This window comes from Mesorhizobium sp. B3-1-6 (genome assembly GCF_006439555.1).
Lineage (GTDB): Bacteria > Pseudomonadota > Alphaproteobacteria > Rhizobiales > Rhizobiaceae > Mesorhizobium.
In genome coordinates, this window is sequence record NZ_VFTM01000014.1 from 1 (window position 1) to 22,827 (window position 22,827).

Genomic DNA, 22,827 nt, shown 5'->3' on the forward strand with positions numbered 1-22,827 from the left:
AGGCGTTACCACGGTCCAGAATTCTGCTCCGCTGCATCCCTCGCGCGAGATCACGGAATGGATCCTCGGGTCTGCGCCCCGTCGCTTCGCTCCTTGCTTCGCCATAGAATGACGAAATCGCGACGGCCAAGGCCAATTTTCAAGGCTGCAATTGCCGCTGAAAATTTCTACGACGAACTGTATCCGGCTGGTATTATCGGCGATTGCAGACCAAAGCGAACCGGAACACCCCATGCTTGCCAGACCCGACGCCTATCGCTGCATCGAATGCGGCCTGCCTTACCGGGCGCCCGGGTTCTCGTACTATCACGGCATGATCGAGGAAGGCCCCGCCTACTGGACCGATCCCGGCCTATTGTGCTCGCCGCAATGCTCGCTCGCGCGTCACAAGAAGCGCAAGGCGGAAGGCACGCTGCCGCAGGAGCCGGCGCCCGATCCGTTCGAAGTCCCGTCGCTGTTTAGGCGCTGATCGATCCCTCAGCGTATGCTGCGACCCACCGCCTGCAGCGCCAGAAAGGCCTCGTAGCGGCGATCGTGCCACGTCCGCATGGCGTCGGCCGCCGGCCTGAAAACATCACCAAGCCGGGACATGGCAGGCATGGCGGTCGAAAGGTCCGCATACCGGCCGGATGCCACCGCTCCGAGCATCGCGGCACCCAGCAGCACCGGCTCGGGCGATTGCGGGGCGGCGACCGGCAGGCCGGCAGCGTCGGCAAGCAACTGGCGCACCAGCGGCGACTGCCCGGCGCCACCGCTGATGACGATGGTGTCGACGGCAAGACCGGATGAGGCCATCGCCGCCACGATCTGACGCACGCCATAGCCGAGGCCGCAAAGCCCGGCGACATAAAGGCCGACGAGACTTTCGACGGAACGGTCGGTGCCGAGCCCGGCGATCAGGCCGCGCGCATCCGGATCAGCCAATGGCGAACGATTGCCGAGGAATTCTGGTACGACATGGATGCTTCCCGCAAGCGTGGCGGCAGCCGACAGGTCGGGCGAAGCCGCCGTGGCGGCCGCGGCCAGCCAATCGACCAGCGATTTGCCTTCGGCCGCGGCGCGCTCGGAAGCCTCCGCTGCGGCCGGATGGAAACGCACCAGCAGATCGATCGCCGCCCCGGCCGCCGACTGACCGCCCTCGCTCAGCCAGAATCCCGGCACCATGGCGGAATAATAGGGTCCCCATACACCCGGGACGAAGGCCGGACCTTCGCTGCTTGCCATGGTGCAGGCCGAGGTGCCGAGCACATAGGCCATGCGTGAGGCGATGGTACCGGCATCGCCGGCAGCGCCCACCGTGCCGACGCCGCCGGCATGGGCATCGATCAGCCCGGCGGCCACGATTGTGCCCGCAACCAGTCCCAGTTCGGCCGCAGCCTTCTCCGTCAGCCCGGCGCCAAGCGCCGTGCCGGGATCGACCACTTCGGTGCCGATGCGGGCAAAGCCCTCGTCGGCAAGCTCGCCGAGCCCGACGGCATGGAAATAACTGTCGTCCCAGCGCCGCTCATGGCCGAGATAGGTCCATTTGCAGGCCAGCGTGCAGACCGAGCGGGCAAGGCTGCCCGTGGCGCGCCAGGTCAGGTAATCGGCGAGGTCGAAGAAATGCCGCGCCCCGGCGAAGGTCGCGGGCAGGTTCTCCTTGAGCCACAAAAGCTTCGGAGTCTCCATCTCCGGCGAAATGACGCCGCCGACATAGTCGAGGACCGGAAGCCCCAGGGCGTTGATGCGCCTGGTCTGGTCGAGGGCGCGATGGTCCATCCAGACGATGATGTTTCGATCGCTGTCTCCCGAACGGCCGACCGGCAAGGGCTCGCCATCGTCGCCGACCACCACCAGGGAACAGGTCGCGTCGAAGCCGATGCCGCAGATTTCCCGGGGATCGACGCCCGCCTTCCCGACCGCCTCGCGCACACTGGCGCACACCGCCTGCCAGATGTCGCGGCTGGATTGCTCGGCGATCTCGCCGGGCTCGACGAACAGAGCAATGTCGCGCTTGGCGGAAGCAAGGAGTTCGCCGCGCTCGTCAAAGACGCCGGCGCGCGCGCTGCCGGTGCCGACATCGATGCCGAGGAAATGGGAAGGCATGGGAACCTCAAAGGTAAGGCAGTAGGCAGTAGGCAGTAGGCAGTAGGCAGTAGGCAGTAGGCAGTAGGCAGTAGGCAGTAGGAGATGGTCAATGCTGGATGGCCGGACGCAAGGGCCTCTTTCCCTATTCCCTACTGCCTAATTCCTATTGCCTACAGATCATTGCTCTGCGGCAGGATCACCAGATCGCGAATGGTGATGTTTCTTGGCCGCGTGAGCATGAACAGGACGGCTTCCGCGACCTCGGTGGGCTGCATCAGCCCGCCGGCCGCCAGCTCGTCCTCTAGCTTCTGCTTTGGCCAGTCGCTGATCAGCGCCGTCACCACCGGCCCTGGCGCGACTGCGCCGACGCGCAGGCCGTGCTTGGCCACCTGCCGGCGCAGCGTGTGGACGAAGGCCTGTATGGCATGCTTGGAGGCCGTGTAGACCGGCTCCCAGACGACAGGCACAAGACCCGCGATCGAACTGGTGACGACGATGTCGCCGGTCTTGCGCCCGACCATGTGCGGCAGCACCGCGTGCACCGAGCGGAACACCGAATTGATGTTGAGGTTCAGCATGCGGTCCCACGCGTCCGGATCGCCGTTGAGGATCTCACCGCCGACATAGGAGCCGGCATTGGCGTGAAAGATGTCGAGCTGGCCGGTCTTTTCGAGGATACCGGGCAGCATGGTCGCCACGCTGGCGGGGCTGGTGAGGTCGACCACCAGCGGGATCGCGCCGGCGCCGAGCTCGGCGACCACCTCCTTCAGCCTGTCCTCCGCGCGGTCGACCAGCACGACGCGGGCGCCGGCGGCAAGCATCGCCCTGGCGCATTCGAGGCCGATGCCCGATGCCGCGCCGGTGACCGCGGCGACTTTTCCCGAAAGATCTTGAGCCATGTGTACCCTTCTCGTTTGAACTGTTCAGGCGCGGCCGTGCGAAGCACGGGAACGGCGCGCTAGGGAGTCGACGATCACGGCGATGGCCAGAACGGCACCGGTGATCATGTAGCGAAGCGACGAGGACAGATCGAGCAGCGTCAGCCCGCTGGCGATCGACTGGATGACGATGATGCCGAGCAGCGCGGAATAGGCGCTGCCGCGGCCGCCGAACAGGCTGGTTCCGCCGATGACCGCGGCCGCGATGGCGTTCAGGTTGACGTCGCCGGTGCCGGCCTGCTGGCTGGCGGAAGCGAGCCGCGCGGCGGCCAGCACGCCGCCCAGCGCGGCGAAGAGCGAGCACAGCGCGAAGGCGCTGAGGTAGATGGCGCGCACCTTGATGCCGGCGCGGCGCGCCGCCTCGCGGTTGCCGCCGACGGCCGTCATCGAACGCCCCCACTTGGTCCGGGTGAGCGCATAGTTCATCGCCACGACGAGGCCGACGAAGAGGCCGAACATCCACGGGATGCCACGTGACTGGTTGAGATAGGCGACGATCAGCTCGAGGCCGACGGTAATGATGGCGACGCGCACGATGAGCCCGGTCGCGGACGGTGCCGACAGGTTGGCCGCCCGGCGGCGCGCGAAGGTGCGAAGCCCGGAGATCAGCAGCGCCAGGCCCGGGATCGCGGCCAGCGTGTACGATACCCATTTCGGCATCACCATCAGCTGGCCGAAATCCACCAAAGCGGAGCCGTATGGCAGGTTGATCGAGCCGGTGGAGCCGAGGATGTAGAGCTGCATGCCAAGCACCGCGAGCAGACCGGCCAGCGTCGAGACGAAGCTCGGCATGCCCAGACGGTTGAACAAAAGGGCATAGAGCGAGCCGATCAGGGCGCCAAAGGCGAGCGCCGCCAGGATGGCGAGCGCGACGGGCCAGCCCTGGTTCACCCAGAGCGTGCCGACCATTGCCGAAGCGAAGCCGCTGATCGAGCCGACGGAGAGGTCGATCTCGCCGACCATCAGCACGCAGACGATGCCGAGCGCGATGACGCCTACCGTCGAGCAGTCGAACAGGAGATTGACCAGATTGCTGCTGGAGACGAAGACGGGGTTGAGGCTGGTGAAGACAGTCCAGATGACCACAAGCCCGACGATGACCGGCAGGGAGCCGAGATCGCCGCTGCGCACGCGATCCAGGAAGGCGCGGAGCGCGCCGCCGAAGCCGGCTTCATGCTTCACCCGCGCATCGGCGCGGTCGAGCGCCATTGGGGCGGAGGTGCTTTTCTCTGCCGTCATGGGCGCTGCTCCCCCGCCTGTGCGCTGCCGCTGCGATCGCGCTCCGTGCGCAGGCGCTCGACCCGGCGCGACACCGCGTTGTTGGACGCGCCGGTGATGGCGCTCACCAGATCCTGGTTCGAGGCGTCGGGCTCGAAGACACCGTTGTTGCGCCCCAGCCGCAGCACCACGATGCGGTCGGCGACGGCGCGGACATCCTCCATGTTGTGGCTGATCATCACGACGCCGAGGCCGCGCGCGCGGACGCGGTCGATGAGGTTGAGCACTTCAGCCGTCTGGGCGACGCCAAGTGCGGCGGTCGGCTCGTCGAGCAGGATGAGTTTCGGTTCGAGCAGCAAAGAGCGCGCGATGGCGACGGTCTGGCGCTGGCCGCCGGACAGCGAGGCGACCGCCTCGCGCACGCTCGGGATGCGCGCCGACAATTCGTTGAGCAGCGTCCAGGCGCGCATCTCCATCGCCACCTCGTCCAGCCGCAGCGGGCTGAGCTCGTTGCCAAGGAAAATGTTGGCGACGACGTCGAGGTTCTCGCAGAGCGCGAGGTCCTGGAACACCGTGGCGATGCCGAGCGTCAGCGCCGCGCGCGGGTCGGGCAGCGTCACCGCCCTGCCGCGGAAATTGATCGTTCCCGAGCTCGGCTGATGCACGCCCGCGAGGATCTTGACCAGCGTCGACTTTCCGGCGCCGTTGTCGCCGACCAGCGCGACGACCTCGCCGGCATGGACGTCGAAATCAATATCGGTCAGCGCCGAGACGGCGCCGAAATTCTTCGATATGCCACGCAGGCTGAGCACCAGCTCGCCGACGGAAGCCGATCTTTCGAAACTCTCACTCATGCGCCGCCTTTCGTGACAGTCGTTCCCTGGACATCCGGCCGCCGACGGGCGGCCGGATGTCCTATGATCAGTTGGTGATGCCGAGCTTCTTGCAACCCTCGGCATAGCGGTCGACGCACAGCTCGGCGGCCGTGTTGATCTTCTTGTCGATGATCTCGGCCTTGAGGTTCTCCTGCGTCACCACCGCCGGCGTGAAGAGCTGCGAGGGCGTGTCGTAAAGCGTCATCTCGGCCTTCGGCGTCTCGCCCGACAACAGCTTGACGGCAACGTTGGCGGCAGCCGCGGCGACGATCTCGCTCGGCTTGGAGATGGTGTTGTACTGGTCGCCGGCGATGATCAGTTGCAAGGCCGCGATCGTCGCGTCGTTGCCGGTCACCGGCGGAACCGGATCGACGCCGGCCGCCTTGAAGGCCGCGATCGCGCCGCCGCCGGTGCCGTCATTGGCGGCGACGACGCCGAGGATCTTGGCGCCGAAGCGCGTGATCTGGCCGCTCGCCCATTGCTGGGCCTTCGGCGGCGCCCATTCCGGCGTGTCGAACTCTGCCAGGATCGGATAGCCGCTGTTGTCGAGGCCTTCGTGGATGCCCTTCTTGATCAGGCCGGCGGCCGCGTCAGTCGGCGAGCCGTTGATCTGCAGCAGGCCGCCGCCGGCCGGGTCGACCTTGAGGGCTTTCAGATGCTCGACCAGCGAGTCCGCGATCGCCTTGCCGATGCCTTCATTGTTGAAGGACACGTAGAAATCGGCGGGCGCAGTCGGGATCGGCCGGTCATAGGCGATGACCTTGACGCCCTGGCTCTGCGCAAGCTTGACCAGCGAGGCGGCGGCGGTCGAATCGACGGGATCGAGGACGATCGCCTTGGCGCCCTGCGAGATCACAGAATTGAACTGCTGCTGCTGGCGCGCCGCATCGGCATCGGCGTTCTGGTAGATCACCTTGCAGACCGGGCAGAGCTTCTTCATCTCGGCGACGAAGCCGGGATAGTCGTGCTGCTCGTAGCGGGTCGATGCCTGGTCGGGCATCAGGAAGGCAATCGTGGCGTCGGTGACCGTGTCGGCGAATGCCGCCGTGGCGCCGAGCAGCGAGAGCGCGAACGCGGCCGCGATTGTCGATTTCAAGGCAAACGGCGATTTCCATGCATATCTGGTCATTCGAATGTCTCCGTTTTCAAGCAATGGTTTCACGAGGACCTGCGCGATGGCTGGCGCGTCAGGCCTGACTGCATGTCGAACTGTTGGAAGGAGTATGATCAGCGACGGCCAAGGATCGATCCGATCCCCATAAGCCGCGCAAACATCCTCCTGAACGTGCTGGATCTCGGGACAAGCGATCCCCAGCACAGGGTGACCTGCACCCCGCGTCCTTCCTTCCCTGAATGTCTCTCTGTTTGACGCAATTCCGGACGGAGGCTACGGCAAGGTCGCCGCGTTCAACCGCTTCGTAATTGCTCTAAGCTCCTCCCGCTTCCTCCCTGTTAGGCGGCAATCTCCGCGTTGATGTTCTCAGCCAGCAAGGCCCTGAAGCGCGAAGGCGACATGCCCTTCTGCGCCAGGAACTGGCGGTTGAAATTCGAGATGTTGTTGTAGCCGGCGGCGTAGCAGATTTCGGTGATCGACATCTGCGCCTCGCTCATCAGCAGCTGGCAGGCGAGGTTGATGCGCAGCCGGTTGACATACTGCACCAGCGCCATTCCGGTGTGCCGTCGGAAGCTGCGCGAGAAGGCGCTCGGACTGCGCCCGGCGATCTCGGCCAGAGTGCCTTCGCTGAAGGGCTCGGTCAGGTGGCAGTTGATATAGGCGAGCGCCTGGTTGATGCCGGCCGACATGAAGCCGGACGGGTCGGGCAGATAGCCCGCGCTGGCCAGCGTGCGGACGTCGCCGGCGCGGTTCAAGATATCGAGCACGGCCATGAACAGCGACAGCCGGCGCACGCCCTGCGCCTCGGTCAGCTCCGCCAGCAAGGGCGCCGCGAGCTCAGCCGTCGCCGCCGAGAACAGCGCGCCGCGGCGGCTGGTTTCGAGGATGCCGGCGCAGGCGGCAAGTTCGGGCAGCGCGGAGGAAGCCTCGGCGATGAATTCTTCGGAGAACTGCACGACGCGGCCGCGCAGCGGCACGGTTTCGCCCGGCGGTACGTCGCTGACCCAGTTGTGCGGCAGGTTGGGCCCGGTGAGCACCAGATTGCCCGGCTCGAACTCGCCGATGAAGTCGCCGACGAAATAGCGGCCGGTGGTGGCGACGACCAGATGCAGCTCGTATTCAGGATGGAAGTGCCAGCGCACGGTGCGGAAAGGATAGCCGTGGGCCCAGGCCTTGAACGACTCTCCCTGTCTGATCTGGACGACTTCCAGGTCCGGATTCATCTTCATTTCCTCCCCGCGCGGGTCCGGTCTTGTGACCGGTTGCTGCGCTTCGTTGGGCAACCCGTGTATTCCCACTGGCCGCCTCTATTGAAAGCTTAGGCGGCAATTGAAGCGCCTGCCACCACGGCTTGTCCACCCGACCGATACTTTTTTGACGTTTCGGAGCAGGTGGAGAACGGCTCACGAACATAAACAGCGACGGATGCGGTGTGCGGCGCGCACCGAGAAACACCCGCACTCAGACCGATCCCTGCTCCTCGCCACGCACCCGGAAAGCGTCGACGGCAATCGCCAGCAGGATCATCGCGCCGCCGATCATCTGAATGTAATAGGCGGACACGTTGATCAGCTGCAGCCCGGTCTGGATGACCGTGATGAGGAGCGTGCCGCCGAGCATACCGAGCACCCGTCCGCGCCCGCCAAGCAGGGATACGCCGCCGATGACAGGAGCCGCGACCGCGTAGAGCAGGGTCGTGCTGCCCACGGTGACGCTCACGCCGCCGAGATAGGACGCGTAGAGGAAGCCGGCGAGACCGGCAAGGAAGCCTGACGCGGCGAAAGCGCCGAGCCGAACGCGCCGCACGTTGATGCCGGCCGCATGCGCGGCCCGCCGGTTGCCGCCGGTGGCGTAGAGATTGCGGCCCCAGGCCGAATAGGCAAGCACGATATGCGCCGCCAGATAGATAACGAACAGCGCGACCGGCATAATCGGCCATGTGCCGATCGTCGCGCTGCCGATATAGGCGTATCCTTCATCGGCTATGACCAGCGTGCGGGCCTGCGTGGCGCCGAGCACCGCGCCCTGCAGGAACAGGCCCATGGCCAGCGAGGCGATGAGCGAGTTCATCCGCATGTAGGAGACGAAATAGCCGTTGACGGCGCCAATAAACGTGCCCGTCAGCACGGTCACCGCGACGGCGGCGGTCCAGTGCGCGCCGTATTCCTGCATGGCATAGGCGCCGATCATGCCGGAAAAGACGAGATTGCCGACGACCGACAGATCGATTTCGCCGATCAGCAGCGTGAAGGACACGGCCAGCACCAGCACGCCCAGCGTGGTGGCCTGCACCAGCACGTTCTGCAGGTTGCCTTCCGACAGGAAGAACGGATTGAGGACGCCGGCAAGGAGGCTGAAGACGATGATCAGTATCCACACCACATTGTCGAGAAGGAATTTCCTGCCGTTCATGTCGTCCTGCGTCCTGTCATGGTTTTTCCCTCAGGGACCTGGCGTCGGCGATGGCGCCGACCGTCAGGCCCTCGGCCGAAAGCGAGCGTTCGATGCGGCCCTTGGAAAAGACGACCACGCGGTCGACCAGCCGCTGCATCTCGTCGGGATCCTGCGCGATCAGCAGGACCGCGACGCCGCGTTTGGTGGCGTCATCGATGAGGCGATGGATGTGTTCCTTAGCCGCCACGTCGACGCCGATCGTCGGTTCGTCGAGCAGCAGGATCGCCGGGTTTCGCTCCAGCAGGCGGCCAAGTAGGATTTTCTGTTGGTTGCCGCCACTGAGCTTGCGGATTTCCTGATCCGGCCCGTCCATCACGACGTCCATTGCCGCGCGCGCCCGGCGCACGCGGCCGAGCATGCCGGAGCGGCTGATCGCCCATCCGGCCTGGCGAGGCCAGTTGCCGAGGCTGAGGTTTTCCGCGATGGACATCGAAGCGACATGCCCTTCGCCGATACGGTCATGCGTCAGATAGGCGATGCCGGCGGCAAGGCTATGGGCCGGCGAACCGAGCCGGACTGGACGGCCGTCGACCAGAACGCGGCCGGACATGACCGGGAGGAGCCCGCCGAGCGTGCGCAGCAACTCTTGCGGGCCCTCGCCAAGCAGCCCGACAAGCCCGACGATTTCGCCGCGACCGATGGTGAGATCGACCGGGCCGCCGCCGGGGAAGCACAGATCGTCTATCTTGACGACCGGGGGCTTTGGTGCCGCCGACCTGGCGCGCCGGAATTCCTTCACATCGCTTCCGGTGATCAGCCGCGCCATGCCGTCGGCGGACAGCGATCCTGCGACGCCGCCTGCTGCGACCTTGCCGTCGCGCAGCACGGTGTATTCGCTGCAAAGCTGGCGGACCTCGTCATTGTGATGCGAGATATAGACGAAGGACGTGCCTTGGGCGGTCAGCGCCTCGACCCATTCCATGAGATGCTGGCGCTCGCGCGCCGCAAGCCCCGCCGTCGGTTCGTCGAGGATGATCAGCCTGGCATCGCCGGCCACGGCCTTGATGATGGCGAGCCGCCTGCGGTCGCTGGCATTGAGATCCCCCGCGCGCCGCCGCGAGGGGACGTGCATGGCGTGACTTTCCAGGAGAAGGGCGGCCTGCCGGTGCAGTTTGCCCCAGTCGACCAGGCCGCGGCGGCGCGGTAGGTTCGGCAAAAGCAGGTTCTCGCCGATCGACAGGTCCTCGAAAATTTCGGAGTGCTGCGACAGCAGATACAACCCACGCTTGTTGCGCGCGGTGAGCGACAGCGACGAGACATCCTCGCCGTCGAGCAGGATATTGCCCGCGTCGGCGCGCACGAAGCCGGCGACGACATTGGACAGCGTCGATTTGCCGGCGCCGTTCTTGCCGAGCAGGCCGTGGATCGCGCCCTTGCGTACAGACAGCGACACGCCGTCGAGCGCCGAAACCGGCCCGTATGCCTTAAAGACGTTGTCGACGACCAGCACGGGCCGGCCGGACGGCGTCGCCGCGGCAAACGGCCCTTCGCGTGTCCGGCGTGCGCCGTCTGCCGGCTCGCGATCTGACTGCGTCATCGGCCGCCTCCCCATTCCAGGTCAAGGAGGGCGCGGCCGATACCGCGCGCCCTCGCCCGCCGGTTCTCAACCGGCGTTCTGTTCCATCTTCCAGACCTTGGTGACGACGTTGGCCCAGTGGCGCGGATCGTCGGCGTTCTCCTTGGTCAGGAAGTAGGGTGGTATGGTCAGGAGCGGCCCGGACGGGCTGTCGGCGATCGTTCCCTTCTCCCAGAAGTACTTCTTGTTCTCATACGGGCCGGTCGGCACCAGCTGACCCTTGAGCGTGTACTGCTCCAGCAGATCCACGACGATCTCGACATAGGCGATCGGATCCTGGGCGATGTCGGCATCGATCTCGCCGGCCTTGACCCATTCGAGCGCGTTGGGCGAGGCGTCGATGCTGGTCAGGATGATGTGCTTCTCATGACCGACCGGGAAGAGCCGCTTCTGCGTCTCCATGGCCTTGCGGGCATCGACGACGAAGATGTCGGTGGGCATGTGGATGGCGTCGAGGTCGGGGCGCTCGCGCAGTGTGGCGGAGACGACGGCCAAAGCCTCTTCATGCTGGTTGTTCTGCGGCCGCGAGATGATCTCGATGTCCTTGTATTTGGACTGCAAGGTCTCCTCGAAACCCTCCTTGCGGTTGCGCAGGGCGACCGCCGTCAGCGAGCCGTAATTGTTCAGCACGCTGCCCTTGGGCGAACCATATTTCTTGGTCAGCAGTTCGGCCGTCTTTTCGGCCGCCATGACGCCCGACTGACGATTGTCGAAGGTGACCGAAGCGGCGACGGTGCCGCCGGTGAGCGGCGTGTCGACCATGCCGACCGGAACGCCAAGCGACTTGGCCTTCTTCGTAAGCGGGATGAGCAGTTCGGAATCGAGCGCGTCCGAGATAAGGTAGCGCGGCTTCTGCAACAGCAGGCTGTTCCAGTCGTTCACCTGCGCGTTGGAATCGCCGTTGGCGTCCTTGCCGACGAATTGCAGTCCCAGGCTTTCGGCCTTGCGCTTCAACGCCTCCTGCAGGACGACGAAAAAGAAAAAGCCGAGATAGGGCGTTTCCCAGGCCACCACTTTCGAGAGCTCCTGCGCGCCGGCGGAACCGCTTCGGGCCATTACGCCAGCGGCGGCGCCCGCCGCGGCGCTTGCAAGCAAAGCTCGGCGGCTCAGTCTGAAATTCATGATGTTCGACATGGTTATCCTCCCTTCCCAAAGGCAATTGACCGGTCGCGGGTGCGACACGCACCAGCCCGCGAAACCGCTCGCTGGCCGGCAAAGGCTCCTCCACTGCCGGCTGCTACGACGGAAAAGCTAACCAAGCGAAAATGGCGATGCCACCACGCCCCTGACGCATGACCGATACTTTCTTGTGCTTCGAGCGCGACCGTGATGGCGGCGGTCCTGCGCTGGATGCAGAGGCAAGCCGCGAGAGCAAGAAAGTACCAGGCAGGCATCGGATTTCTGGTGGTGAAGCCAATTGCGCGTTGCTAGCGTTGCCGCTGCTCGATCCACGAGGAGGCGACGGGATGACCGGACATTGGATGGGAACGTGGGCCGCCAGCCCGATGAATGTCTGGCCGGGCGATGCCGTTCTTTACGGCTTCCACAACCAGACGGTCAGGCAGGTTGTGCGCATCAGCAAGGGTGGCACGCGCTTTTGTGTGCGGCTTTCGAACGAGCATGGCAGCGACCCGATCGACATCGGCGCGGCATCCATCGCCAGGGCCGCCGACGGCGGCAGCATCGAGGGCGGGAGTTTGCGCCGGTTGACCTTCGGCGGCTCGCGCGCAGCCAGGATCTTGCCCGGCGCGCCGCTTTTGAGCGACCCGGTCGAGCTCGCGGCCGGCGACCTCTGTGACGTCGCCGTCAGCCTGTATTTCAGCGGTTTCGCGCCGATCCAGACCTATCACTACGAGGCCCAGCAGACCGCCTATATTTCCGATTACGGCGAGTTCGTTCACGCCGAGCGCATGCCCTTGCAGCAGACCTCCACCAGCCGCTATTTCCTGACGGCCGTTCTTGTCGAATGCGAGGCCGACAGCCGCTCGATCGTCTGCTTCGGCGATTCCATAACCGACGGCTTCGGATCGACGGTGGATGCGAACGCCAGATGGCCGGATCGCCTGGCCGAGCGGCTTTCGGCGGCCGGATTGCTTGGCCGTCTCGGCGTTCTCAACCATGGCATCGGCGGCAACCGGGTGACCGCGAGCCGGGCACGCGGCGCGAGCGCGCTCGCTCGTTTCGACCGCGATGTGCTCGGCCTGCCCAATGTCGGCCAGATGGTGCTTCTGGAAGGCATCAACGACATCGGCTGGCCAGGAACGATGCTGGCCGGGCCGGCCGAGGCCGTCTCGCTGGAGGATCTGGTCGGCAGCTACCGGCAACTGATCGCGCGCGCCCACATGCGCCGCATCAAAGTCATCCAGGGCACGCTCACGCCCTCTGCCGGCGCGTTCGCGGGCGAGGCCCTGCGCACGTTCCACTCGCCCGAGAAAGAACGGGTGCGCCGCTCCGTCAACGATTGGATAAGAGCCTCCAGTCCCGCCGATGCCGTCATCGATTTCGACCGGGCGCTGGCCGACCCGAAAGACAGCTCCCGCATTCGTCCGGAATTCGACTGCGGCGACGGCCTGCACCCGTCCGATGCCGGCTACAAGGCGATGGCCGATCTCTTCGACCTCGATCTTTTCGGCCCGCCGACGACACAGGCGATCGAAGCACTTCCTTAACCATAGCGGTTCAGGATCGTCCCCTGGTCAGTGGGGACACCCTGATTGAAAAAGCCGGCGCGCCCTCTTCGCCGCCTGGCGCTTCTCGCGGCGGCGATTGCGCTGGGCACGGCGGCACAGGCCTCGGATTTCTCCGAGCCGTGGAAGAATGCCGACCGCCCGCTGGTCATCGACGCCTACGAATACAATTCGATCGACTGGCAACAGCTCGTGACCGACAAGCGTGTCGCCGGCTTCATCAACAAGGCGTCCGACGGGCTGCCGCCGCCCTATTTCTGCTTCGGCGCCGAGGCCGACGTCAAACTCTGCAAGGCGCAATGGAAGCGCTACGCGGTGACACGTGAGTTGTTCCAGACGCGCAAGGTGGTGGCCAAGGCGCTTGGCCTGAAATGGGGCGCCTATCACCTCGCCCGCCCCGGCAACCCGGTCGAACAGGCCAACAATTTCATCGATTTCGCGGAACCGGCTCCGGATGAACTGATGGCCCTCGACATCGAAGGCATCGACGCCACGCAATGGATGTCGATGGAGGACGCGGAGGAGTTCGTACGCCAGGTGCATCGCCGCCTCGGCCGCTTCCCGGTGCTCTATGTCAACGGCAAGACCGCCCAGTACATCGCCGAAAATCGCTACCAGTATCGGCTCTTGTCGCGGCTGCCGCTGTGGTACGCTCGCTACAAGCCGGACATCGACGTGCATTTCCCGATGGGCAACTGGCAGGGCTACGCACTGTGGCAATTCTCGGCGCAGGCCAATTGCGGCCGTTTCTCCTGCCCTTACCGGGTGCCCGGCACGCCCCACGACATCGACGTCAACGTCGCGCCGATGAGCGCCGACGAATTGCACCGGCAGTGGGCCTTCGGCGGGCTGATCGACGTGCCGACCGATTACCTGGCCTCGATCCCGGTGCCGCTGTCGCGCCAGGCGGCGCTCGCCGGGAAGGTCACCATCACCTATGCCGATGTGGCGACGCCGCCGACCGTCGAGGAGATGGTCGCGGTGCTCGGGGCGCGCTGGGAGAAATTCCGCGACGGGTTCCGCATGCCGGTGGTGAAGACGGTGCCGACGCGGCCGGGTATCGGCATCGTGCAATATGTCGCCTGGAAACGGTCCGGGCAGCGCACGCCCGAACAGATCGACGCAGCGTTTGCCGCGGCGGCCGACCCGGTGAGCACCGCCTCGACAACGCTTGAGGCCAAGCGCTGAAATGCTTCAGCGGTGGCTGCCCAGGCTGGCATACATGCCGGTGGTGCGGAACTGCGTCGGGTTGATGCCGTAACAGCGGCGAAAGACCTTGGAGAAGTAGTTCGAGTCCTCGAAGCCGCACAGCACCGCGACTTCCTTGACCGGCAGGAAATCCGCCTTGGTCAGGAGTTTCGCCGCCCGCTGCAGTCGCTGCTGCAGGACGAATTCGGCCGGCGGCAGTCCTTCGCTCTCGGCAAAGCAGCGCGAGAAATGGGCGCGGCTGAGGCCGCTGATTTCCACCAGCTCCGCCACCGGCAGCGGCTTGTCGAGATTGGCGTTGATGTGGTCGATGACGGGCTGCATGGCGCTCTGCTTCTCTGCGAAGGCGTGTGAGCCGAAGATGTCGTCGTAAAGCGCCATCGCCGCCTCATAGGCGATCGCCGAGGCGGCGCCGGGCGAAGCCGCACCCTTGATCAGGCGCAGGCTGCAATCGGCAAGGTGATCGATGGTCGCCGGCTGCAGCCGGAATACCGGGCCCGAGACGCTGAGGATCGACTTGTGGATGCGCAGCGCCTCCTCGCCGTTCATCGAGATCCAGAAATATTCCCAGCGATCGCCCTTCGCGAGCCAATAGCGATGGTTGTGCGGCACCAGAACCAGCAGCGTGTCGTTCGCCTGCAGGCGATAGTTGCGGCTCTCGTAGCGCAATTGGCCGGTGCCGCTGATCGTATGCTGGAGGACCGTGAACGGGGTCTGGCCGCGCTTCCTGCCGTCCCAGTCGTAGGTCTCGTCCTCGCGCAGCTCGTAGCCCGTGCTGGTCGGCATGGCATGCAGGCGCTGGCGGCCGCGCGGCAGCGAGATCGTGCGCATCAGCTTTCCGTTGGCGATCAGGTCCTGCAGCACAAAATTACCCTCGAAAGCATAATCCTTCTCTGGCCGCGCCGGCGAATAAGCGCATAATCCGGCCCTCAAGACGCGAAAGACCCGCGGTCGAGGAGCGGGCGGGAGGAGAAAAGAGCCGGATTTCCGGCTTTGAGTGGCGGGCGCGCTGTTGCGTGCGGCCATATCCTCCCTTGCTGCTCCTTGCCTAGCATTCGATTGGATCGAGGTGAAGGTGATGAGTTTCAAAATCGCTATTATCGGCGCCGGCAGCGTCGGATTCACCAAGAAGCTGTTCACCGACATCCTGTGCGTGCCGGAATTCAAGGACATCGAATTCGCGCTGACCGATGTCAGCGAGCACAATCTGGCGATGATCAAGGCGATCCTCGACCGGATCGTCGAGGCGAACAGATTGCCGACCAGGGTGACGGCGACCACGAACCGCCGCGAGGCGCTGGAGGGCGCGCGCTACATCATCAGCTGCGTGCGCGTCGGCGGGCTCGAAGCCTATGCCGACGACATTCGCATCCCGCTCAAATATGGCATCGACCAATGCGTCGGCGACACGATCTGCGCCGGCGGCATTCTCTACGGCCAGCGCAACATTCCGGTGATCCTCGACTTCTGCAAGGATATAAGGGAGGTCGCCGCCACCGGCGCCAAGTTCCTGAACTATGCCAACCCGATGGCGATGAACACATGGGCGGCGATCGAGTACGGCAAGGTCGACACGGTCGGGCTCTGCCACGGCGTCCAGCACGGCGCCGAGCAGATCGCCGAGGTGCTCGGCGCGAAATCGCCCAAGGAGCTCGACTATGTCTGCTCCGGCATCAACCACCAGACCTGGTTCATCGAGCTCAGGCTGAACGGCCGGCCGATCGGCAAGGACGAGCTGGTCGCCGCCTTCGAGGCGCATCCGGTCTATTCGAAGCAGGAAAAGCTGCGCATCGATGTGCTGAAGCGCTTCGGCGTCTACTCGACCGAAAGCAACGGGCATCTGTCGGAATATCTGCCCTGGTACCGCAAGCGTCCCGAGGAGATCACGCGCTGGATCGACATGTCCGACTGGATCCATGGCGAGACCGGCGGCTATCTGCGCTACTCGACGGAAACCCGCAACTGGTTCGAGACGGAGTATCCGCAATTCCTCGAAGCGGCGTCGAAGCCGATCGACCCGGCCAAGCGCTCCAACGAACACGCCAGCCACATTCTGGAAGCGCTTGAGACCAATCGCGTCTATCGCGGCCATTTCAACGTCAAGAACGACGGCGTGATCACCAACCTGCCGCAGGACGCCATCATCGAGTCGCCCGGCTTCGTCGACCGTTTCGGCATCAACATGGCCGCCGGCATCACGCTGCCGGAGGCCTGCGCGGCGACTTGCATGGCCTCGATCAACGTCCAGCGCATGTCGGTGCACGCGGCGATCGCTGGCGACATCGACCTGCTCAAGCTCGCCGTGCTGCACGATCCGCTGGTGGGTGCGGTATCGACGCCGGAAGAAGTCTGGCAGATGGTGGACGAGATGGTCGTCGCCCAGGCGCAGTGGCTGCCGCAATATGCCGATGCCATTCCGGCGGCAAAGGAGCGGCTCTCGAAATCCAAGGTCAAGACCCGCGAATGGGCGGGCGCGGCGCGCCGCAGCGTCCGCTCGATCGAGGAATTGCGCGCCGAAAAGGCGGCGCTCAAACAAGCCGGCTGAGATCCCCGGCAAGCAGGCGGACGCGCAGGAGGCGCGTCCGCCGGATCAGCCGTCCAGAAACAAGAGGCGGGCAGCAGCAGGCGTCCAAACAACTGGGAGGAGACGATGAGGACCTTACGCAGAATTGGCTTTGCCGCCGGACTGGCGATGAGCGTTGCCGTTCCGGCATACGCCTTGGCATCCGAGCCGACGATCCCGCCGGAGCCGGCGACGTTCCCGGCCGAGGGCAAGATCCACTATGTGGCGCGCGACTCCATCCTGGAGTTCAAGGCGCTGCCCGAATATCACGAGCCGGACTGGGTGACGGAGAGATACGTCAAGACCGGCAAGCTGCCGCCGGTCAAGGACCGGTTGCCCAAGGAGCCGCTGGTCTTCAAGACGGGCAACATGCCGGACGGCATCGGCGTCTACGGCGACACGATGCGTCACGTCATCGGCGGCAGGCCGGAGGGCTGGAACTACGGCGCAGGCCAGACGCAGGGTTGGGGCGGGATCGATATCGGCCTGTCCGAATGCCTGACGCGCACGGCGCCGCTGTTCCAGGTCGAAGCCAAGGACACCGAGCCGCTGCCCAACCTCGCCAAGAGCTGGGACTGGTCGAGCGACGGCCACAAGCTCACCATGCATCTGATCGAAGGCGCCAAATGGTCCGACGGCGCGCCCTTCAACGCCGACGACGTCATGTTCTACTGGGACGATGAGGTCGTCGATCCGAACGTCTCGCCGCTGAACGGCGCCACGCCGGAAACCTTCGGGGTCGGCACGACGCTGAAGAAGGTCGACGACTACACCGTCGAGTGGACGTTCAAGGAGGCGTTCCCGCGGCAATATCTCTATGCGATGGCCTACGGCACCTTCTGTCCCGGCCCTTCGCACATCCTGAAGCCGCAGCATCCGAAATACTCGAAGAACACCTACGACCAGTTCAAGAATGCCTTCCCGCCGGACTATATGAATATGCCGGTGATGGGCGCCTGGGTGCCGGTCGAATACCGGCCGGACGATATCATCGTCATGCGGCGCAACCCCTACTATTGGAAGGTCGACGAAAAGGGCAACCAGCTGCCCTATCTCAACGAGCTGCAATACAAGCTGTCGACCTGGGCCGACCGCGACGTCCAGGCGGTGGCGGGCTCCGGCGACTTCTCCAACCTCGAGCAGCCGGAGAATTTCGTCGCCTCGCTGAAGCGCGCTGCCGACTCGAACGCGCCGGCCCGGCTTGCCTTCGGCCCGCGCCTCATCGGCTACAATCTGCGCATGAATTTTTCCGCCAATGGCTGGGGCAACCCGGACGAGCGCAGTCAGGCGGTGCGCGAATTGAACCGCAACGAGGACTTCCGCAAGGCGGTGACCATGGCGCTCGACCGCAAGGCGCTGGGCGACTCGCTGGTCAAGGGTCCATTCACCGCCATCTATCCGGGCGGCTTCTCGTCGGGCACCAGCTTCTACGACCGCAAATCGACGGTCTACTATCCGTTCGATCTCAAAGGCGCCAAGGCCGAGCTTGCCAAGGCCGGGCTGAAGGACACCGACGGCGACGGTATCGTGAACTTCCCGGCCGGCACCGCTGGCGGCAAGAACGTCGAGATCGTGATGCTGGTCAACAACGACTACACCACCGACAAGAGCCTTGCCGAAGGCGTGGTCGCGCAGATGGAGAAGCTCGGGCTGAGGGTCGTGCTCAACGGGGTTAACGGAACGCAGCGCGACGCCATCCAATATTCCGGCCGTTTCGACTGGCTGATCCGGCGCAACGAGACCGAGCTGACCTCGGTGGTGCAAAACACCGAACAACTTGCTCCCGTCGGCCCGAAGACCAGCTGGAATCACCGCGCGCCGGAAAGCGGCGAGGTCGACCTGATGCCCTTCGAGAAGGACCTCGTCGACATCGTCAACAAGTTCGTGACGACGCAGGACAACGACCAGCGTGCCGACCTGATGCGAAAGTTCCAGAAGATATCGACCGAGCATGTCTACAATGTCGGGCTGACCGAGTATCCGGGCGCGCTCATCATCAACAAGCGGTTCTCCAACATCCCGCAAGGCACACCGATCTACATGTTCAACTGGGCCGAGGATTCGATCGTCCGCGAACGTGTCTTCGTCGCCGCCGACAAGCAGGCGAAGCACGAATTGTATCCGGAGGAGCTTCCCGGCAAACCGGGTGACAAGGGTCCGATGTAAGGTTTACCTCCCCTGACGAAAAGACGTCCGGCCGCGCCGCGGCGCGGCCGGACAACGAAACCTCCGAACGCACCTCAGGGAGCGACCGGCCAGAAAGGAAGCTGACCCCCATGCTGCGATTCCTGCTTATGCGCATAGCGTCGGCGCTTCCCGTCCTCGCCATTTTGAGCCTCGTCACCTTCGCCATCATCCAGGCGCCGCCCGGCGACTATGCGGATTATATCCGCTCGCAGCTGATCAACCAGGGCGGCGCTTCCTACGCCGAGGCTGAAGCGCAAGCCCAGGCCTACCGCGTCGAGCATGGCCTCGATAAGCCGCTGCCCGTCCAGTACCTCAACTGGATCGGCGGTATCGTCACCCGCGGCGATTTCGGCTACAGCCTCTACTACAACAAGCCCGTGGCCGACGTGGTGGGCGAGCGCCTGCCGCGCACCTTGCTTCTGGCGCTGGTCTGCCACCTGCTCGCCTCGGTGCTCGGCATCAGCTTCGGCATATGGGCGGCGACGCGGCAATATTCCTGGATCGACTCGACACTTTCGGCGATCTCGTTCCTCGGCATGACGGTGCCGCGTTTCCTGATGGCGCTGATCATCGTCTATCTGCTGGTCTTCCAGTTCAACGTCTCCGAGATCGGCTCGTTCTTCTCGCCGCAATATGGCGGCGCGCCGTGGTCGTGGGCGAAGCTCGTCGACCTGGTCAAGCATGTCTGGCCGGTGGTGGCGATCGCGACCTTCGGCGGCCTCGCCTACAATATGCGGGTCATGCGCGGCAACCTGCTCGACACGCTCAACGCGCAATATGTCGAGACGGCCAAGGCTAAGGGCCTGACCGGCGGCGCCGTCGTCATGCGCCATGCCGTGCCCAACGCGCTGCATCCGCTGGTGATGTATCAGGGCGTGGTGCTGCCCTATATGCTGACCGGCGAGATCGAGACGGCTATCATCTTCGCGCTGCCCACCGTCGGTCCGGCGATCGTCGGCTCCATGGCGGTCGGCGACGTCTATGTCACGGCCACCTTCATGATGGTGCTGTCGGCGACGCTGATCGTCGGCAACATCATCGCCGACATGCTGCTCGTCCTGCTCGACCCGCGCATCCGCCAGTTCGGGGAGCGCTAGATGCTGGCCCGCGATCCCTCACCCCCGCCCCCATCCCTTACGCCCTTGCCGGCCGAAGGCGTAACCAAAGCCGAAGCCGCGCATGGCAATGAGAGCTACATCGCGCTCGTCTGGCGCCGGCTGAAGCGCTCCTGGACCGGCATGGCCGGGCTTTGGCTGGTCGTGCTGCTGCTGGTCATGGCGGTGTTCGCCGAATTCCTGGCGCCGATGGACCCCAAGGCGACCGACGTCGCCTTCGCGCCGCCGCAAGTGCCCGCTTTCCACGACAAGGACGGCAATTTCGTCGCGCGGCCGCGGGTCTATGCGCTGGCCGATTCGGCCGATCTCGATCCGGTCACCTTCCAGCCGATCGTCGGCCCCGACTACGATCATCCGCGGCTGCTCGGTTTCTTCGTTGAGGGCGCGCCCTACAAGCTCTTCGGGCTCATCCCGATGAACCGGCACTTGTTTTCCTCGATGGACGGCCAGCCGGTGCATTTCCTCGGCACCGACAAGTTCGGCCGCGACGTGCTGTCGCGCGCCATCCACGGCTCGCGCGTGTCGCTGATGATCGCGCTGACGGTGGTCTTCATCATCACGGTCATCGGCACCAGCGTCGGCATGATCTCCGGCTATTTCGGCGGCCGGTTCGACGTCTGGATGCAGCGCTTCGTCGAGCTTGTGCTCGCCTTCCCGCAACTGCCGCTTTATCTGGCGCTGACGACGCTGATCCCGGTCACCGCGCCGACGAATGTCTTCCTCGCCTTCGTCATCATCGTCATGTCGGCGCTGGGCTGGGCGCAGATGTCGCGCGAGGTGCGCGGCAAGACGCTGGCGCTGGCGCGGATCGACTATGTGCGCGCCGCCATGGCGGTCGGTGCCACCGACCGGCGCATCATCATGCAGCACATCTTCCCCAATGTGATGAGCCATGTGATCGTCGCCGTGACGCTGGCGATCCCGACGGTGGTGCTGCTCGAATCCTTCCTCGGCTTCCTCGGCTTCGCGGTGAAGCCGCCGCTGATCTCCTGGGGCCTGATGCTGCAGGACACCGCGACCTATTCGGTCATCGGCACCTATCCATGGATCCTGTCGCCGGTCGGCTTCGTGCTGATCACCGTCTTTGCCTTCAACGCGCTGGGCGACGGCCTGCGCGATGCCGTCGATCCTTATTGAGGTGGCCGGATGACGACGATCGCGCTCGCAGAAAATTTCGCACCGGCCGTCCGGCATGATCATGGCGGTCGCCATGACCAACCTGTCATCGACGCCCGCAACATCGAGGTCGCCTTCAAGGTCGAGCACGGCACCGTCGAGGCGGTGAAGGACGTCTCGTTCCAGCTCTATCGCGGCGAGACGATCGCGATCGTCGGCGAATCCGGCTCCGGCAAGTCGGTGACGGCGCGCACCGTCATGGGGCTGTTGTCGCGCCGCGCGACGGTCTCGCCGCGGTCGAGCGTCGACTATCTCGGGCAGAACATCCTGAAGTTCCCGGAGAGCTCGCGGCGCAAGCTGCGCGGCAACCGCATCTCGATGATCTTCCAGGAGCCGATGAGCTCGCTCAACCCGATCTACACGGTCGGCAGCCAGATCGTCGAAGCGATCCGGGTGCACCGCAAGGTGAGCCGCAGGCAAGCCTGGGCGCGCGCGCTCGAACTCCTGCGGCATGTCCAGATCCCTGAGCCGGAGGCGCGGCTGAAGCAATATCCGCACCAGCTCTCGGGCGGCCAGCGCCAGCGCGTCATGATCGCCATGGCCTTGGCCAACGACCCCGACGTGCTGATCGCCGACGAGCCGACCACGGCGCTCGACGTCACCGTGCAGGCGCAGATCCTGAACCTGATCCGCAACCTGCAGAAAGAGCTGCGGATGGCGGTGATCCTGATCACGCACGATCTCACCGTGGTGCGCAAATTCTCCGACTACGTCTATGTCATGCAGCATGGCGAGATGCGCGAGCATAACGTCACCGAGCGGCTCTTTGCCAATCCCCAACATCCCTACACGCAGCGGCTGCTCGCTTCCGAGCCACACGGACGGCCGAAGGTGCTGCCCGACAAGTCCCGCACGATCCTCGAGGCAAATGGCGTGCGCGTCTGTTTCATGCTGCGCCACGGCTCTTTCATGAAGCCGGACTGGCGCGAGCTGGTCGCCGTCGACGATCTCGACCTGAAACTTTGCCGCCATGAGACGCTTGGTCTGGTCGGCGAATCCGGCTCCGGCAAGACCACTTTCGGGCAAGCCCTGCTTCGGTTGCTCGACGCCAAGCGCGGCGAGATCCGTTTCGACGGCCAGCCGATCGAGAAGCTGTCACGCGCCGGAATGCGGCCGCTGCGCTCGCGCATGCAGATCGTGTTCCAGGATCCTTTCTCCTCGCTCAACCCGCGCATGACGATCGGCCAGATCATCGAGGAAGGGCTGGTCGTCAACCGGTTGGGCGCGACGCGGCGCGAGCGGGTCGAGCGGGTCCGCGAAGCGCTGGCCAGCGCCGGCATGCCCGGCAACATCCTGTCGCGCTTCCCGCATGAATTCTCCGGCGGCCAGCGGCAGCGCATCGCGATCGCGCGGGCGATTGCGCTGGAGCCCGAATTCATCCTGCTCGACGAGCCGACTTCGGCGCTCGACCTTTCCGTGCAGGCGCAGATCATCGACCTGTTGCGAAAGCTGCAGGACGAGCGCGGCCTGAGCTATCTCTTCATCTCGCACGACCTCAAGGTGGTGCGGGCGCTGTGCCACCGCGTCATCGTCATGCAGCATGGCAAGATCGTCGAGCAGGGGCCCGTCGACGAGGTCCTTTCCAATCCCAAGACCGCCTACACCGAACGGCTCGTCAGGGCCGCTTTCGACGTGGCTTAGAGAAGTGCCG

Annotated in this window: 18 protein-coding genes; 8 read left to right on the top strand and 10 right to left on the bottom strand. The window is 64.9% G+C overall.

Annotated features, from left to right (window positions below; translation table 11 throughout):
- Positions 1 to 232 precede the first annotated feature (232 nt).
- On the top strand, positions 233 to 469 hold the full coding sequence (locus FJ414_RS14265; protein WP_140645019.1) for a hypothetical protein: 237 nt from the start codon (positions 233 to 235) through the stop codon (positions 467 to 469).
- An 8-nt stretch (positions 470 to 477) separates the two neighbouring features.
- Here the strand turns inward: FJ414_RS14265 and FJ414_RS14270 are convergent, their stop codons facing one another.
- From FJ414_RS14270 to FJ414_RS14310, 9 genes are all read right to left on the bottom strand, one after another.
- Positions 478 to 2,085 (bottom strand): FGGY-family carbohydrate kinase, encoded by a 1,608-nt coding sequence (locus FJ414_RS14270; RefSeq protein ID WP_140645020.1) that lies wholly within the window; start codon positions 2,083 to 2,085, stop codon positions 478 to 480.
- A 152-nt stretch (positions 2,086 to 2,237) separates the two neighbouring features.
- The gene (locus FJ414_RS14275; protein ID WP_140645021.1) at positions 2,238 to 2,966 is read right to left on the bottom strand and encodes an SDR family oxidoreductase; all 729 of its coding nucleotides are present in this window, start codon (positions 2,964 to 2,966) and stop codon (positions 2,238 to 2,240) included.
- A gap of 24 nt (positions 2,967 to 2,990) precedes the next feature.
- Positions 2,991 to 4,244, bottom strand: coding sequence for a sugar ABC transporter permease (locus tag FJ414_RS14280; RefSeq protein WP_140645022.1), 1,254 nt, complete (start codon positions 4,242 to 4,244; stop codon positions 2,991 to 2,993).
- Positions 4,241 to 5,077 (bottom strand): ATP-binding cassette domain-containing protein, encoded by an 837-nt coding sequence (locus tag FJ414_RS14285; RefSeq protein WP_140645023.1) that lies wholly within the window; start codon positions 5,075 to 5,077, stop codon positions 4,241 to 4,243. Before FJ414_RS14285 ends, FJ414_RS14280 begins: the two co-directional genes overlap by 4 nt.
- Positions 5,078 to 5,144: 67 nt before the next feature.
- Positions 5,145 to 6,227, bottom strand: coding sequence for a sugar ABC transporter substrate-binding protein (locus FJ414_RS14290; protein WP_140645024.1), 1,083 nt, complete (start codon positions 6,225 to 6,227; stop codon positions 5,145 to 5,147).
- Positions 6,228 to 6,550: 323 nt separating this feature from the next.
- A complete protein-coding gene (locus FJ414_RS14295) occupies positions 6,551 to 7,435 on the bottom strand; it encodes an AraC family transcriptional regulator (RefSeq protein ID WP_140645025.1) in 885 nt (294 codons plus the stop codon).
- Between the two features lie 238 nt (positions 7,436 to 7,673).
- Complete coding sequence (locus tag FJ414_RS14300) at positions 7,674 to 8,624, bottom strand: ABC transporter permease (protein WP_140645026.1); 951 nt, start codon at positions 8,622 to 8,624, stop codon at positions 7,674 to 7,676.
- A gap of 16 nt (positions 8,625 to 8,640) precedes the next feature.
- Positions 8,641 to 10,203, bottom strand: a complete 1,563-nt coding sequence (locus FJ414_RS14305) for a sugar ABC transporter ATP-binding protein (RefSeq protein ID WP_181181619.1) — start codon at positions 10,201 to 10,203, stop codon at positions 8,641 to 8,643.
- Positions 10,204 to 10,269: 66 nt separating this feature from the next.
- On the bottom strand, positions 10,270 to 11,376 hold the full coding sequence (locus FJ414_RS14310) for a sugar ABC transporter substrate-binding protein (protein WP_140645028.1): 1,107 nt from the start codon (positions 11,374 to 11,376) through the stop codon (positions 10,270 to 10,272).
- A gap of 332 nt (positions 11,377 to 11,708) precedes the next feature.
- Here FJ414_RS14310 and FJ414_RS14315 point away from each other — a divergent pair, with 332 nt between their 5' ends.
- Positions 11,709 to 12,911, top strand: a complete 1,203-nt coding sequence (locus tag FJ414_RS14315; protein ID WP_140659548.1) for an SGNH/GDSL hydrolase family protein — start codon at positions 11,709 to 11,711, stop codon at positions 12,909 to 12,911.
- Positions 12,912 to 12,956: 45 nt separating this feature from the next.
- Positions 12,957 to 14,117 carry a glycoside hydrolase family 25 protein gene (locus FJ414_RS14320; RefSeq protein WP_140645030.1) on the top strand — a complete coding sequence of 387 codons (1,161 nt, stop codon included), beginning with the start codon at positions 12,957 to 12,959 and terminating at the stop codon, positions 14,115 to 14,117.
- 6 nt (positions 14,118 to 14,123) lie between these two features.
- Here the strand turns inward: FJ414_RS14320 and FJ414_RS14325 are convergent, their stop codons facing one another.
- Positions 14,124 to 14,966 carry an AraC family transcriptional regulator gene (locus tag FJ414_RS14325; RefSeq protein WP_140645137.1) on the bottom strand — a complete coding sequence of 281 codons (843 nt, stop codon included), beginning with the start codon at positions 14,964 to 14,966 and terminating at the stop codon, positions 14,124 to 14,126.
- Positions 14,967 to 15,213: 247 nt separating this feature from the next.
- On the opposite strand from FJ414_RS14325, the gene FJ414_RS14330 reads away from it, so the two are divergent.
- The 5 genes from FJ414_RS14330 to FJ414_RS14350 all read left to right on the top strand — a co-directional run bounded on the left by FJ414_RS14330 (position 15,214) and on the right by FJ414_RS14350 (position 22,817).
- A complete protein-coding gene (locus FJ414_RS14330; protein ID WP_140645031.1) occupies positions 15,214 to 16,680 on the top strand; it encodes an alpha-glucosidase/alpha-galactosidase in 1,467 nt (488 codons plus the stop codon).
- Positions 16,681 to 16,785: 105 nt separating this feature from the next.
- Positions 16,786 to 18,864 (top strand): ABC transporter substrate-binding protein, encoded by a 2,079-nt coding sequence (locus FJ414_RS14335; RefSeq protein ID WP_140645032.1) that lies wholly within the window; start codon positions 16,786 to 16,788, stop codon positions 18,862 to 18,864.
- A 110-nt stretch (positions 18,865 to 18,974) separates the two neighbouring features.
- On the top strand, positions 18,975 to 19,982 hold the full coding sequence (locus tag FJ414_RS14340; protein ID WP_140645033.1) for an ABC transporter permease: 1,008 nt from the start codon (positions 18,975 to 18,977) through the stop codon (positions 19,980 to 19,982).
- Positions 19,983 to 21,137: an ABC transporter permease gene (locus FJ414_RS14345; RefSeq protein ID WP_140645034.1), complete on the top strand. Its 1,155-nt coding sequence runs from the start codon at positions 19,983 to 19,985 to the stop codon at positions 21,135 to 21,137.
- A 9-nt stretch (positions 21,138 to 21,146) separates the two neighbouring features.
- Positions 21,147 to 22,817, top strand: coding sequence for an ABC transporter ATP-binding protein (locus FJ414_RS14350; protein WP_140645035.1), 1,671 nt, complete (start codon positions 21,147 to 21,149; stop codon positions 22,815 to 22,817).
- The last annotated feature ends 10 nt before the right edge of the window (positions 22,818 to 22,827 follow it).